10 protein-coding genes and 1 pseudogene are annotated in these 13,926 nt (G+C 66.7%); 6 read left to right on the top strand and 5 right to left on the bottom strand.

Annotated elements, in window-relative coordinates; all coding sequences use genetic code 11:
* Positions 1 to 125: 125 nt before the first annotated feature.
* Entirely contained in the window at positions 126 to 1,040 is a 915-nt protein-coding gene (locus tag AC1DCZ_RS02130; protein ID WP_476973206.1) for a hypothetical protein, read from the bottom strand.
* 176 nt (positions 1,041 to 1,216) lie between these two features.
* Here AC1DCZ_RS02130 and AC1DCZ_RS02125 point away from each other — a divergent pair, with 176 nt between their 5' ends.
* Both AC1DCZ_RS02125 and AC1DCZ_RS02120 read left to right on the top strand, forming a co-directional pair.
* Positions 1,217 to 1,516: a type II toxin-antitoxin system VapB family antitoxin gene (locus AC1DCZ_RS02125; RefSeq protein ID WP_476894503.1), complete on the top strand. Its 300-nt coding sequence runs from the start codon at positions 1,217 to 1,219 to the stop codon at positions 1,514 to 1,516.
* Positions 1,509 to 2,186, top strand: coding sequence for a LytR C-terminal domain-containing protein (locus AC1DCZ_RS02120; RefSeq protein ID WP_476973205.1), 678 nt, complete (start codon positions 1,509 to 1,511; stop codon positions 2,184 to 2,186). The genes AC1DCZ_RS02125 and AC1DCZ_RS02120 overlap by 8 nt, the downstream gene beginning before the upstream one ends.
* A 21-nt stretch (positions 2,187 to 2,207) precedes the next feature.
* Here AC1DCZ_RS02120 and AC1DCZ_RS02115 read toward each other — a convergent pair whose 3' ends face one another.
* Positions 2,208 to 2,846 (bottom strand): TetR/AcrR family transcriptional regulator, encoded by a 639-nt coding sequence (locus tag AC1DCZ_RS02115; protein WP_476973204.1) that lies wholly within the window; start codon positions 2,844 to 2,846, stop codon positions 2,208 to 2,210.
* A 135-nt stretch (positions 2,847 to 2,981) separates the two neighbouring features.
* Between AC1DCZ_RS02115 and AC1DCZ_RS02110 the strand changes: the two genes are divergently transcribed.
* The 3 genes and pseudogenes from AC1DCZ_RS02110 (at position 2,982) to AC1DCZ_RS02100 (ending at position 7,947) form a co-directional block, all read left to right on the top strand.
* The gene (locus tag AC1DCZ_RS02110; RefSeq protein ID WP_476973203.1) at positions 2,982 to 3,419 is read left to right on the top strand and encodes a hypothetical protein; all 438 of its coding nucleotides are present in this window, start codon (positions 2,982 to 2,984) and stop codon (positions 3,417 to 3,419) included.
* A 1,062-nt stretch (positions 3,420 to 4,481) separates the two neighbouring features.
* Complete coding sequence (locus AC1DCZ_RS02105; protein ID WP_476973202.1) at positions 4,482 to 6,542, top strand: phosphocholine-specific phospholipase C; 2,061 nt, start codon at positions 4,482 to 4,484, stop codon at positions 6,540 to 6,542.
* A 133-nt stretch (positions 6,543 to 6,675) separates the two neighbouring features.
* Positions 6,676 to 7,947: pseudogene (locus AC1DCZ_RS02100) on the top strand (alkaline phosphatase family protein).
* An 857-nt stretch (positions 7,948 to 8,804) separates the two neighbouring features.
* Here AC1DCZ_RS02100 and AC1DCZ_RS02095 read toward each other — a convergent pair.
* Positions 8,805 to 11,198, bottom strand: coding sequence for an EAL domain-containing protein (locus tag AC1DCZ_RS02095; protein WP_476973201.1), 2,394 nt, complete (start codon positions 11,196 to 11,198; stop codon positions 8,805 to 8,807).
* Between the two features lie 320 nt (positions 11,199 to 11,518).
* Here AC1DCZ_RS02095 and AC1DCZ_RS02090 point away from each other — a divergent pair, with 320 nt between their 5' ends.
* Positions 11,519 to 11,752 carry a hypothetical protein gene (locus AC1DCZ_RS02090; protein WP_476973200.1) on the top strand — a complete coding sequence of 78 codons (234 nt, stop codon included), beginning with the start codon at positions 11,519 to 11,521 and terminating at the stop codon, positions 11,750 to 11,752.
* On the opposite strand, the gene AC1DCZ_RS02085 is transcribed toward AC1DCZ_RS02090, so the two are convergent.
* Together AC1DCZ_RS02085 and AC1DCZ_RS02080 are read right to left on the bottom strand one after the other, a co-directional pair.
* Positions 11,743 to 13,065, bottom strand: a complete 1,323-nt coding sequence (locus tag AC1DCZ_RS02085; protein WP_476973199.1) for a nicotinate phosphoribosyltransferase — start codon at positions 13,063 to 13,065, stop codon at positions 11,743 to 11,745. The genes AC1DCZ_RS02090 and AC1DCZ_RS02085 overlap by 10 nt on opposite strands.
* 130 nt (positions 13,066 to 13,195) lie before the next feature.
* Positions 13,196 to 13,909: a DsbA family oxidoreductase gene (locus AC1DCZ_RS02080; RefSeq protein ID WP_476973198.1), complete on the bottom strand. Its 714-nt coding sequence runs from the start codon at positions 13,907 to 13,909 to the stop codon at positions 13,196 to 13,198.
* Positions 13,910 to 13,926: the final 17 nt, after the last annotated feature.

The raw sequence follows: 13,926 nt of genomic DNA, 5'->3' as shown, positions 1-13,926 counted from the left end.
GTCTGTGATGTCGTCGCTCCGGCTTCTCTGAGTGTTTGCTGCTTACTTGCATGATAACGCGCGGCGAAAAATCGCGGCGGAAGCTGGCCTGGGCCACTGCGGGAACACCGCGCCCGGGCCGGTCGTCAGACCGTGACGAGGCCCAGCCAGTGGCGGAGGAAGGCCGCGCCGGCGTCGTCGTGAATCACGTCCGCAGCAAGGCCCAGATCGGCCGCCGTGAGGATCCCGTACGGTTTCGCGGGGACGCCGTCGGCGGGCCGGACGTCGACGTGCTTGACCGTGTGGTCGTTGTGGTGCAGCCAGTCCGCCATGGCGTAGTCTGTCCGGGAATCGCCCACGGTGCGCCATGCCTGCGGCGTGATGCCTTGGGCGGCCAGGAGCTCCACGGCCCGGCTCGCTCCCAGATCCTTGCCAAGCCGGACCGATTCGATGTCCGTGGAGATGATGGTGGGGTCCACACGGAAGTTGATCTGGTCGTCCGAATCGGGGGCGTGGTGGTCCAGCCGTACGACGCCGAGACCGTGCCGCACCATCAGCTCCATGGCATCGGCGTCGAAGAGTTCCTGCTCGGCGCGGTAGTCGGCGTTGGCGACGGTGATGTGCTGTTCGACGGAGACCATGGCACGTTTGGTTTCGTCGAAAAACATGTGGGCGGAGTAGTCCTCGGCGACGAGACGGCGGACGTCGTCGCCGAACGTGCGCGGGATGGCGAGTTCGTTGTCCACATGGACGGGCCCGGGGCCGGCAGCCGTGTAGCTGAACCAGACGGCGCCCTTTTCGCAGACGGCGTGGATGATGATGCCGGCCGGCATCCCCGCCGCGATCATTGGTTCCATGACCTGCTCCCGGATGAAGGCATCCGAGCGGCCGGTGTTGAAGACGATGGGAACCCCCGCGGCGGCCAAGGCCAGCAGGTCCGCGATGATGCCAGGCTGGACGTCGCGGGTGACCGGGCTCGCCACCGGACCGTCGACGTCGAGCAGCAGGGCCAGCGGGGGAGCCGACGGCGACGGGACGGCTGGAGTCTCGGGTGAAGTCATGTACCCATTCTGTCAGCCGCGCGTTCGGGTGTGAGAAGTGTGTAGCCGGGCGAGGGCCCCGCGTCGACGGTGACGGGCACACGTCAGGTGTGACAAATGGTTACCATTTGGCTACAACCTCCCGCCGGACGGGGACTTTGATTCCTTTGGTCCGCCAAGTTCCCTAGGCTGGCATGGTGATATTCAAAGCTGTGGGCGAGGGACGCCCGTACCCCGACCATGGTTACAACACGCCCAAGGATTGGGCGGCCCTGCCGCCGCGCCCGGTCCGGCTGGATGAATTGGTGACCACCAAGCGCACCCTGGACCTGGAAGCCTTGCTGGCGGAGGATTCGACGTTCTTCGGTGACCTGTTCCCGCACGTCGTGGAATTCCGCGGCGTGCTGTACCTGGAGGACGGGTTGCACCGTGCTGTCCGGACCGCGCTGCACCAGCGCACGGCCATCCACGCACGGGTTTTGGTGATAAATGGCTAGGAAGCCTACGGACGTCTCCGTCCTGCACGGTCACCGGGTTGTCACCGGCTCCGAATTGCGGGCCACATTCGTGGAGCAGGACGACACGCTGGACAATCCCGTCCGGTTGCGACGACGGATCCTCCATGGCGTCGTTCTGGTCCTGCTCGTCGGCTTGCTTGTCTCGGCGATCGTGGTAGCCATGGAGATCATGAACGGCCAGATCAAGCTTTCGACGACGGAGCGAAGCCATGCGGCAGCATCCGTGTGTCCGGCCGCCACATATGACTACACGCCGCCGGACAGGATCAACCTCAACATCTACAACTCCACCAGCCGGGCGGGCCTGGCGCGGAGCGTGGCCGACGAGTTCGCCGTCCGCAAGTTCATGGTGGGCGCCGTGGCCAACACGACGTCCAGCTACCGCGGGGTCGCGATGGTCGTCTCAGGGGCCGCGGGCCAGTCGGCGGCGTTCAGCGTCCAGCGCAACGTGCCCGGCTCGGACTACTTCCAGGACGGCCGCACCGACCCCAGCGTCGACGTTATCCTCACCGCCGATTACAAGGAGCTGGCCAAACCGGAGCTGGTGGACCAGACGCCGGGCAAGCTTAGCTGCCCCCGCGAGGACCGGCGCGTTGTCGAGGATCCCACCTTGCCCGTGGTCCCGACGCCGCTGCCGTCCACCGGCTAGCCGTACTCAGTCAGTGGGTCGCTAGGCGCCGGCGCGAAGGGGACGGCCGCGGCCGTCGAACCTGGCGCCGGCCCCAAGCTGGATGAACCGCACGGTCCGCGCAATCCGCGCCTCGGCCTCGGAATCCCGGCCCGCGCCGTCGCCCCGGGCGGCACTCGAGGACAGTGTGCCGTGGATGAGCTGTGCGAGGTGTGCGATGTCCGCCGGGGGCAGGTACCCCTGGGCCATGCCGTCGCGGAGGATGCCCTGCAGGAGCACGCTCAGTTCGCCGACGTGGTCTGCCAGTTTCGCGAAGGATGCCGGCGAGAGGACAGCGCCCATGGCCGGCCCCGGAGGCAGGTGCCGGCGGCTCAGGTCCTCCACCTGGGCACGAACATAGACGGCCAGCCGCTCCACCGGATTCTCCAGCGAGTCCAGTGATTCCCGCAGGTCCAGGAGGAACCGCTCCGTCTCGTCCAGGGCGTAGGCGATAAGGAGCTCTTCGATGTCTGCATAGTAGTTGTAGACGGCGGTGCGGCCGATTCTGGCATGGCGGGCCACGTCGGTCATGGTCAGGCCCGGCAGTCCGTGGGTGAACAGGAGCTCGCCGAAGGCGGTTAGGATGCGGCGCTGGGTCTCGGCACGTTGGGCGGCGTTGCTCGCGGCCGAAATCCTGGGCATACGGACACTTTAGCGTGATCTGTCACTAAATTGGGCGGCCTGAAGACTGGAACACGGCCGTCGCGGCGGCTCGCAGGGCGCGCGCCGGGCGCAACTGACATTTCCGGAAGTATTTACGTCAGCGTCCAGGCCAACGTGACTTACCGCTTCATCGATCCCGTGGCCTTATCCACGCGGCTCGACTTCGCCCTCGAACCGGCCGTTTCATCACCGGCAAGCGGGAAGGAACAGGTTGCGACGATTATCGGTCAGCTGTGCCAAAGCCACGCCATCGACCAGATCGCCACCACCACCCTCGCCGAGGCCCTGGAACGAGGAGTCAGCCAGCTGCGCACCGTCCTGACCGGGGCCCTCCGGGCCGACACCCGGCTCCAGTCCACCGGCATTACGGAAACTGGCTCTTGCGGTCAGAACTGGAGTTCGAAATCAGAGGTGATCGGAATACGGGGGGAGCGATTGACCGTCCGCTCGGGGCGCACCCCAATCGGATGTCAGGGATTAACCACATTTTGCGTGGGGTCCCCTTACCGGTCTATTGACATTTGCTGCATGGGGTCTCCGGCTTCAACCTGACACTCTTCGTTAGGAAGGGAACATGGCCGGACGGTGTATCGGATACAGCAGGGTCCTTAGCCTGGACGACAACACCGGTACCAGTTCGGAGGTGTTCGGCCGGGCCGGCTCTTCACGGAGACGGCCTCGGGCAACGGGCGGATCTGCTGGCAGGTAATACGACCACCCCGCAGTCATCCGCCACGGCAGGCGAGGCCTCCAAAGCGCCGGCCAGTACCAGAGCCGCAGCCGCGCACCGGGCAGTCCGAAGAGCCCTCATCTCAGTTCCCCGGGGTCGTGTGCGCCCCCGGGGGTGCCGCGATGGCGTCCTGGGCGCCGGCCGACAAGGGAAAGTGGGTCGGCGCCGCGACGGCTGGCGTTGTGCCGGTCGCCGGGGGCACTGATCGGAGCCGCCGAGCCCTTGACCCGGCGATCAACCCGGCGATGAGGACAACGCATGCGCTGCCGAGCAGGATGCCCACCATGGCCAGCATTTGATCCTCGTACGTGACGCACGGCGCGCTGGCCTGCCGGTCCGCTACAGACTGCAGCGCCTTTCGTTGACGTCCAGTCTAGGGCCGGGGGTGACTGACTTTCCCGTCGGACCGCGGCCCGGGCGCCCGCCTAAGCACTCCAGACCACAATGTTTCAGCATGCGTTAGCCGGGGTGTCGTCGTCCGTTCATCCCGCGTGGTGGGCAACGGGCCAGCGAGTGCACCGGCCGTGCCCATGGGGCGAGAACATCTCGCTTTCCCCTTCGCGCCCCGCATCCCTGGTCACTGCACTGACGCTGGCCTCCGTGCAGTGCCCGGCCGCGGACGAAGGAAGCGCCGCGGTACGGGGCTCTCTGCTGACGGGACACTGCCGGTGTCGCGTTCAACGAGGGCGCGCTTGCCCGCCACCGCGATTTCAGCTGACTGGCCTTCCACTGACGGGATGGCCTAGGTGGCGACGGGTGCTGCCGCGCGCCGTCGTTTAGGTAAGTATGCTGCGCGTTGTTCACCCCGATTACACCGGGCTTTTACCCGACACTGGGAGACTCCGTCGGGGGCCACCAGTAAGACAATGCATTAGGAGCAGCTCATGGCAGGTTTTGACCGCCGTCGTTTTCTTCAGCTTTCCGCCGCTGGCGCCGCCAGCACCGCTATCTCGCAGATGCTGGGGCAGAGCATCGCCCGGGCCGCGGAGATCCCCGCGAACCGGGCCACGGGATCGATCAAAGATGTCGAGCACGTCGTGATCCTCATGCAGGAGAACCGCTCGTTCAACCACTACTTCGGCACGCTCAAGGGCGTGCGCGGGTTCGGCGATCCACACCCCGCGATCCTGCCGAGCGGGAAGGACGTGTGGCACCAGAACAACGGCAGCCGTGACGTCCTCCCCTACCACCCGGACGCACCGAATCTCGGCATGCAATTCATGGAGGACCTTGATCACTCGTGGCCGCTCACGCACCAGGCGTTCAACGTCGGCAAGTATGACCAGTGGCTTCCGGCCAAGTCCGATGCAACGATGGCCCATCACGAGCGTAAGGACGTCCCGTTCCACTTCGCCCTCGCCGACGCTTTCACGGTCTGCGACCAGTACCACTGCTCCGCACTGAGCCCCACGGACCCGAACCGCTACTTCATGTTCACCGGCGGCGACGACCCGGACCGCAAGGGCGGCGGCCCCGACCTGTGGAACGGCGAGAACGGCTACTGGTGGAGCACCTACCCTGAGGAGCTCGAGAAGGCCGGAGTCTCGTGGAAGGTCTACCAGGACATCGGTGCCGGCCTCGACGCCGCCGGCTCGTGGGGCTGGACGGACGATGCGTACATCGGCAACTACGGGGACAACTCGCTCCTGTACTTCAAGCAGTACCAGAACGCGCAGCCCGGAAGCCCGCTGTACGAGAAGGCCCGCACCGGGACGAACGCGAAGGCAGGCGATGACCTGTTCCGGATCCTCCGCGAGGACGTGAAGTCGGGCACGCTCCCGCAGGTCTCCTACATCGTGGCCCCGGAGGCCTACACGGAGCACTCGAACTTTCCGCCGAACTTCGGCGCCTGGTACACGGCGAACGTCCTGGACATCCTCACCTCCAACGCGGATGTCTGGAGCAAGACGGCAGTTCTTTACATGTATGACGAGAACGACGGTTTCTTCGACCACATCGTCCCGCCGCACCCCAACACCCCGCAGATCCCGGGCGCCTCCACGGTCTCGACCGCCGGCGAGTGGTACGACGGCACCCCGACGTTTTACGGCGGCAAGGACGTCCCGGGCCACTTCGGCCTTGGCGTGCGCGTGCCGATGATTGTTCTCTCCCCGTGGAGCATGGGCGGCTGGGTCTGCTCCGAGACCTTCGACCACACCTCGATCATCCGCTTCCTCGAGACCCGCTTCGGCGTGAAGTCGCCAAACATCACGCCGTGGCGCCGCGCGGTCAGCGGTGACCTCACCAGCGCCTTCGACTTTTCCGGCCGCGGCGGCAGGGCGCCGGCCCTGCCGGACACCTCGGCCTACAAGCCGGCTGACCATAACCGCCATCCGGACTACGTTCCGACGCCTCCGGCAGTGAACAGCATGCCCGCGCAGGAGAAGGGCACGCGCCCGTCCCGCGCGCTCGGCTACGCCCTCGACGTCGAAACAAGAATCGAGGCAGGGAAGCTGACCGCCCGTTGGGGGAACCGGGGTACGCTCGGCGCGCACGTGCAGGTCCGTTCCAACCTTCTCCCGCAGGCCCCGTACTCCTACACCATCGGTGCAGCGGCGTCACTCGACGCGTCCTGGGCACTCGGCGCCGAGTACGACGTACAGATGCACGGACCCGCAGGCTGGTACCGGCGCCTCGCAGGCACGACGGCGGCAGCGGACCTCCGCGTCACCGTCACCGCTGACGGCAAGTCCCCGCACGCGCAGTTCCGGATCGAGAACACCGGCTCCGCGGGCGCGACCCTCACGCTCAAGGACGCCTACGGCGCCGGCTCCCAGACGCTCTCACTCAACCCGGGCCAGGGCAAAATCGTCGTCATCCCGACCCAGGGCGGCTGGTACGACCTGACCATCGCCTCCGCCACCGACCCGAAACTCATCCGCGTCCTGGCCGGCCGGCTCGAAAACGGCCGGCAACTCACGAGCGACCCCCAACTGGGCAGATAACCGAACCGGCGCCGGCGCGAAGGCCGCTAGCGCTGCCGTCGACTCCGTCACTAACTCAGCCTTACCTTGCTGCAATACCCGCGAAACAGGCGCCCTCCGGGGCGCAACACGAAAGGATTCTTCAGTGCTCAGCATGCTCAAGAGCCGGAGGGCAGGCGCAACAGCTTTGGCTGCCACCGTCGCGTTCACCGGATTCGCAGCCGTCGGTGCGGCTGCACCCGCGGACGCGCAAACAACGTCCGGCACCGTCGTCCAGGCCAACAAGCAGGGGGACGGGCAGATCAACGGGAAGGACGGCGGGCAGGGGGCGAACGGTCCTGACCACGTTTTCGTCATCATGATGGAGAACCACGGCTACGACCAGGTCATCGGCAACATCGCCGACGCCCCACACATCAATACCCTCGCCCAGCGCTACAACACCGCGACGAACTACCACGGCGTCACGCACCCGAGCCTGCCCAACTACCTGGCCACCATTTCGGGAAGCAACCAGGGCATCTGGGATGACTGCAAAGCCGGCGCGAATGTAAAGTGCGCCCCCGAAGAGTTCGTTCCCGGCTCCAGTGACACGGCGGTCACCGGGAGCCTCACCCCGGCACAGGTCGCCAGCGCCTCGTCCACCCCGCACATGTTCTCGGGAAAGAACATTGTTGACCAGCTCGAGAACAAGGGCCTGAGCTGGAAGGCGTACATGGAGAGCCTTCCCAGCGTCGGCTCCCAGGTCGAGTACGCCCCCACGACCGGCTCGGGCACTGTCAATCTGTACGCGCAGAAGCACAACCCGTTCATGTACTTCTCGGACATCAACTACCCGGGCAGCCCGCGCCTGCAGAACATCGTGCCCCAGGAGAACAACCTCAAGACCGACCTGGCCAGCGGAAAGGTGCCGAACTTCGTCTGGATCAGCCCGAACTAGTGCCACGACATGCACGGAGTCTCCCCCTCGGGGGCGGCCACCGTCGGGATGCCACAGTGCGGCTACCCGGCCTCCGGCCTGGACCACGGCGCGATCCAGCTTGGCGACAGCTACGTCAAGCAGACCGTTCAGCAGATCATGGATTCCCCGACGTGGAAGACGACCAAGTCCAGCATCGTCCTGGCCTGGGATGAGAACGACTACTCAGGATCCACCGGCGGCCCGGGCAGCCCGGTCGGGCAGAACGGCGCCGTCCTCGGCGGCGGTCACGCCCCCATGATCGTGATTAACTCAGCCGACGGCCCGCACAAGACGACCAACCAGGTCTCCGATCACTACACCCTGCTCTCCACCATCGAGCACATGTGGCACCTCGGATGCCTCGCCAACACCTGCACACCCACCACATCGGGCACCTTCGAGGAACTCTTCCACTCCTCACCGCGGGATGGCTCCGGCGAGTCCAACGCCCGCACCGGAGACTAACAAAGTACAAAGCGTTCAAATATTGACGGCCTGCCTGCACACCATGTGCCGGCAGGCCGTCCCGCTGTCCGGCCATGCCGCGCTGACCGGCGTCCGACCCCGCCTGGATGTCATAACCGGTGGCCCCCATCTGGACGCTGCCGCGGCATTCCTTGGAGCCAAAGCCCAGAAGGAGCTTGACGCTTCGCAGCGGGCCTGGGGTTGTCCTCGAGTACCCAGAGGTATGCCGGGGTGTCGCCGATGGCGGTTTCCCTGAGCCGGGTGCCGAGACCCGAACCGTGGGTACGGTTCAAGGTATAGATCCTGTAGAGCTCCGGGACGCCCGTCATATCCGGGTCCCGTGCCGGGCCGGCATCTGCCAGCCCCACCACCTCGCCGGCCTTATCATGAGCTACGAGCCGGGGATCTTCGCTGGCCAGGAAAGGACCGCGTTGGTCTATGCGTTCCCTGATGCTGTCCCGGCGGGCGGCGAACAGCGCCGGGGGGAACAGGTGACCGTAGCATTCCTCGTGTGCGGCGGTGTGCATCCTGACTGAACGAAACCGCTTAGGCGTATGACTTCCTTGGGGGTCGTGCCCGCTCACGCCTTATCCTCACCGCCGAGCCGGACGGGCCGGCCCCTCAACAGACCCGGCGTCCACGAACCGTCACGACGGGCATCCGATGCTGCTCATGCTGGCCGGTATCGGCGCGAGCAACCGCCACCGTCCTCTGGCCACGTCTTCTTGTTACACCCGGGGGTCGACGCCCAGTGTCCTGGATGCCGGGGGCCGGACGTGCGCCTGACGGGTCCGGGCTGGACCGCGGCGCGGAGGCCCGGACCCTGACCTGCGGAGCGCAGCCGGGTCCAGTCCGCTTCAGCGGCTTGGTTCCGCGGCGGTTTTAGGTGCCTCTGAGTCGATTTCAAGGAAGCGGTCCGCGGCGTGCTCTTCGGCAGCCGGGAGGTCCTGTGGCGGGACGGGTCGGGAGAAAAGGTAGCCCTGAAGGGAGTCGCAGCCCAGGCGCAGCAGGCGGCGGGCCTGGGCGGGGGTTTCGACTCCCTCTGCGGTGATGTGGAGTCCGAGGTTGTGTGCCATCGAGGTCATGGAATCGAGGATCGGCAGGTCCTCGTCCCCTGTGATGATGACGGAGACGAAGGACTGGTCGATCTTGAGGATGTCCACGGGGAGTTCCTGGAGGCGACCGAGGGAGGAGTAGCCGGTGCCAAAGTCATCCAGGGCAACCCGGATTCCGTGGCCGCGCAGTAGCGTCAGTTGGGCGGTGATATGCGGTGCGGGGTCCATGAAGACACTTTCGGTGACTTCCAGGATCAGCTGGCCCGCCCGGATCCCGGCTGCGGCCAGGGTGTCCAAGACGGTCCGGGCGTAGCCGGGCGCCCGAAGCTGCACGGACGAAACGTTCACGGCCACGGAGCGCTTCCCGTCCTGTCCCAGCCAGGACTTGAGCCGGGTGCAGGTCTGGGTCAGGACCTCCTGGCCGATAGCGTTGATCAGCCCGGTGCTTTCCGCGGCCGGGATGAAGTCCAGGGGCGAAATGATCCTGTCGGGACGGACCCAGCGGACCAGGGCTTCGACCTGGTTGACGGTGGCGTCGGCACCGCTGACGACGGGCTGGTAGTGGACGGTGATCTCGCCGCGTTCGACGGCGGTGCGGAGACCGGTCTCCAGATCGGTGCGGGCCAGCAGCGTGGTCATCATGTCCGGATGGAAGCACACGTAGCAGTTCTTTCCCGCCGTCTTTGCCGCGTACATGGCGATGTCTGCACGGCGCAGCAGGTCCGTGGCCTGGGACCGGGCGTCGGCGCTGGTCACCCCGAGACTGATGCTGGGGTGGAGTTCGCGGCCCTGCAGGGCAAAGGGCACATTCAACGCTGCCACGGCACGTGCGGCCACCGTGGCGGGGTCGTCCGTGGAGGGCAGGAGGATGACGAATTCGTCCCCTCCGAGCCGTGCCACTGTATCGGCCGGGCCCACGGAGCGTCCGAGGCGCCGACCGGCCTCAATGAGCATTTCATCTCCGGCCTGGTGGCCCAGGACATCGTTGACTTCCTTGAAGTCGTCCAAGTCCAGGAGCAGGACGTGGATGCGCGAACGGTCCCCGCCGACCAGCGCCTCCTCGAGGCGTTCGAGGAACAGTGCCCGGTTCGCCAGTCCGGTCAGGTGGTCGCGGAAGGCTAGAAGTTTCAGCTCCTCGGCCTGCCGGGCAAGACCGGATACGGCCGTCCGGGCCTGGTTCTGGGCCCGGACTCGTTCGGTGATATCCCGGAAGCTCCAGACCCGCCCGACGACGGCCTCGGCCACCCGCTGCGGCCGGGAATACCTTTCGAAGGTCCGGCCGTCACTGAAGTGCAACAGGTCCAGACTCTCGGCTCCGGGGTCGGCGTAGAGCTCCTGGACCTTTGCCATAAAGGCATGCGGGTCGGTCAGCTGGTCCAGGACGAAGCCCATGACTTTTCCGTCATCGCCGGAGTTCAGAAGCTCCGCCGGGATGCCCCACATGGCCGCGAACCGTTCGTTCGCCCCGGCGATCCTCCCGTCGGCGGTCACGACCAGGATCCCGTCTGCCGTGGACTCCAGCGTTGCCGTGACCAGGGAGAGCGCCTCGCGCAGGGCCGTGTCGCTGCGTTTGCGTTCGGTCACGTCCCGGATCGAAGCCACGATCCCGGACTGCCCGGGACCAGTCAGCGGCGCAAGGTTGACCTCCATCGGGAATTCCGTCCCGTCCCGTCGCAACCCGAACAGATCCAGATCCGCACCCACCTGGCGCATCCGGGTATCGGACTCGAACGCCTCCCTGATCCCTTCGTTGTGTCCCTGGAACCGGCCCGGGACGACCGTCCTGTAGTGCCGGCCCAGCAGCCACTCCTTCCGGTACCCGAACAGGGTCTCCGCGGCGGCATTGAGGTACGTGATCGCCCCCGTCCCGCCGATGACCAGCAGCGCATCCGGGGCGTACTCCGCCACTTCCGGCCCGGACGCGGCTTTCAGGTCCGTGATCGCGGCAGCAGGGGGCCCGTCCACGGGCACTGCTCCCTCACGCTCGCCCCGGCCCGGTGCGGCAGTGCCGACCCGGGGGCTCAGATCTGCGATCAGGGCCGTTCCGGCGCATTCACGCGCGTCCCGGATCCCCGCCACCGCAGCAGGTTTGTCCGCGAAACCACGCGAGACCGCAATGACGGCCCCATCACGCGCGGACAACCTGAACCTGTAGCGGGAATCCGCATCCAGAAAAAGCTCGAACATCCCAGCCATTAACACTCCCCTTGCGCCGTTGCTCCGGGCGTCGGCCAAACCATTTCGGGTCCTTTCAGCACCCGGCCCCCAATCCTGCCGGTGTTCTCCCGTGGGATCACCGGAGTAGCTTCAATCATTTCCCTGACACCGGGCAAGCGACACGTCCAAACAATGGACAAACCTGCGCAAAGCCTTCGCCCGGCCACGGGCCGCGGCGACCGTCCTGGTGAAAATGTCCGAGCCGCCTGTCCCCCGCACAGGTGGGTCGCGCACTGTCACAACCATCCGCGGCTTAAGGTTTTCTCGCCCAGACGCGATAAAAGGCCCGCGTTGAGCCGTTGCTGCCCAGCCCCGACGGCCAGCGCGGCCGCCCGTTCCGGAACCACCGCCAGGTCGTGGAGGGCATCGCCTACCGGTACCGGATCCACGCCGTCCTGCTGACCCAGGCCGACGCCGCCGGGGAGATCGATTGGACGGTGTCCGTGGACTCCACGATTGCGGTCCGCAGGGCGGGCGCCGGGCGCAACCAGCAACACATCACGAAGCGCCTCGCCATGACACGTCACTCATAGATGGTCGGGATGGCCGGCTCGCCGGGTTGCAGCCGGTCGACCACCCGGGGCAGCTCCGCCATGGAAAGCGTGTGCCGCTCCCGCGCCCGCCCCACCGCTTCCGGCCCGGTCCAGCCGGGCAGAATTTCGCCGTCCTTCATGAACTGCTGCAGAAGGGGACGACCGATCCTGCCGCCCGTTGGCGGGTGGCCCACGCCGAGGACCTCGTGGGTGGCGGTCCCGCCGTCATCAAGGCGGCGCACCGCAAACTTGCGGCCGCCCACATTGATCTTGTCCTTCGAGGTCTTCGCCACGGCAACCAGCTCACCGGAGTCATCGGCACGACTCACCAGCTTGTAGATCATGCCGGCCGTGGGCGCCCCCGAACCGGTCACCAGCGATGTGCCGATGCCGTAGGAATCGGCAGGGGCGGACCGGAGCGCGGCAACGGAGAACTCGTCCAGGTCCGAGGTCACCACGATCCTGGTATGCATGTTGCCGAGGCTGTCCAGGAGTTCGCGGACCCACCGCGCCTGGGCCACGAGGTCTCCGGAGTCCAGCCGGACAGCCCCGAGTCCGTCTCCCGCGAGGTCGACAGCGGTGCGGATGGCCGTTTCGACGTCGTATGTGTCCACAAGCAGCGTGGTGCCGGACCCCAGCGAGGCCAGCTGCGCCGCGAAGGCGTCGCGCTCGGAGTCATGGACCAGCGTGAAGGAATGGGCCGCGGTGCCGACGGTCCGTAGCCCGTACCGCCGCCCGGCGGCCAGGTTGGACGTCCCGGCAAAGCCGGCGATCACGGCCGCGCGGGCCGCCGCGGCGGCCGCTTCCTCGTGCGTGCGGCGGGATCCCATCTCAATGCAGGGCCTGCCGTCGGCGGCACTGATCATCCGGGACGCAGCCGACGCGATAGCGCTGTCATGATTCAGTACCGACAGGACATAGGTTTCCAAAACGCAGGCCTCCGCGAACGTCGATTCGACGATCAGGACGGGGGAGTGCGGGAAGTACGCCTCGCCCTCCGGATAGCCCCAGATGTCGCCGGAGAACCGGAAATCGGCCAGGTGCTCCAGCGTGTCCTCAAGCACGACTCCGGTCCCGGCCAGGAAATCGAGGTCGTCCTGATTGAAACGGAAGTCCGCGATGCCCTCAAGGAGCCGGCCCGTCCCGGCCACGATCCCGTACCGGCGGCCAGCCGGCAGCCCCCGGGCGAAGGCCTGGAACACGGACCGGCGGCGTGCCGCCCCGGAGCGCAGAGCCGCCTGGAACATCGTCAGCTCATAGTGGTCCGTAAAAAGGGAAGTCCGGGGTCCGTTCGGTCCGGCCGAAGTATCCATGACTCACTCTAGGCCGGGGACCGCCGTGAGGGCCGCGAGTTCGCCGGAATCCTTCGGGGTCGCCGGAAACTTCCCGCGAATTCGGACGCTTCCGGCGAATTCGACGGGATCGGGGCTCAGACGGCGGGGCTCAGACGCTGCAGCCGTCGGGGCCGCAGGCGGCGGCATCCGCATCGGATCCTTCGCCTGCGCTCACCATGGCCAGCGGGTGGCTGTCCTGCCACGCCTGCTCGAGGGCTGCCGTGAACGTCTCAGCCGGCTGGGCGCCGGAGAGGCCGAACTTCCGGTCGATCACGAAAAACGGGACGCCGCTGATGCCCAGGGCCCGGCCCTCCGCGAAATCGTGCCGGACGGCATCGGCGTACTTATCGGTGCTGAAGAGCTCGGCCAGTTCGCCGGCGTCGATTCCGAGATCCAGGCCCAGCCCCGTCAGGTACTCCCGGCCGCCGATGTCCAAGCCCCGCTCGAAGTGGTCGCTGAGCAGGCGCTCCTTGGCGGCGTCCTGCTTCCCGTGGGCGGCGGCGAGGTGGATCAGGCGGTGGGCGGTGAAGCTGTTGGCCACCACGACGTCGTCGAAGCGGTAGTTAAGCCCCTCGGCGGCGGCCTGGGCCGCCACGTGCTCGAACATCTGCGAGACCTGGGCCGGAGCCATGCCCTTGCGGGTGCTCAGGTATTCCAGTTCGGTCCCTTCGTAGTGCTCCGGAAGGGCAGGGTCCAACTGGTAGCTGCGCCACTGCACCTCGACGGATTCACGATGCGGGAAGTCTGCAAGGGCGGTTTCAAAGCGGCGCTTGCCGATGTAGCACCAGGGGCAGGCCACGTCGGACCAGATCTCAATCTTCATGCTGGCGACAACCCGCG

The sequence above is a fragment of the Arthrobacter sp. 10N418 genome, from assembly GCF_056394725.1.
The sequence above is the reverse complement of the archived record's forward strand: the minus strand, read 5'-3'. Positions and strand labels throughout refer to the sequence as shown.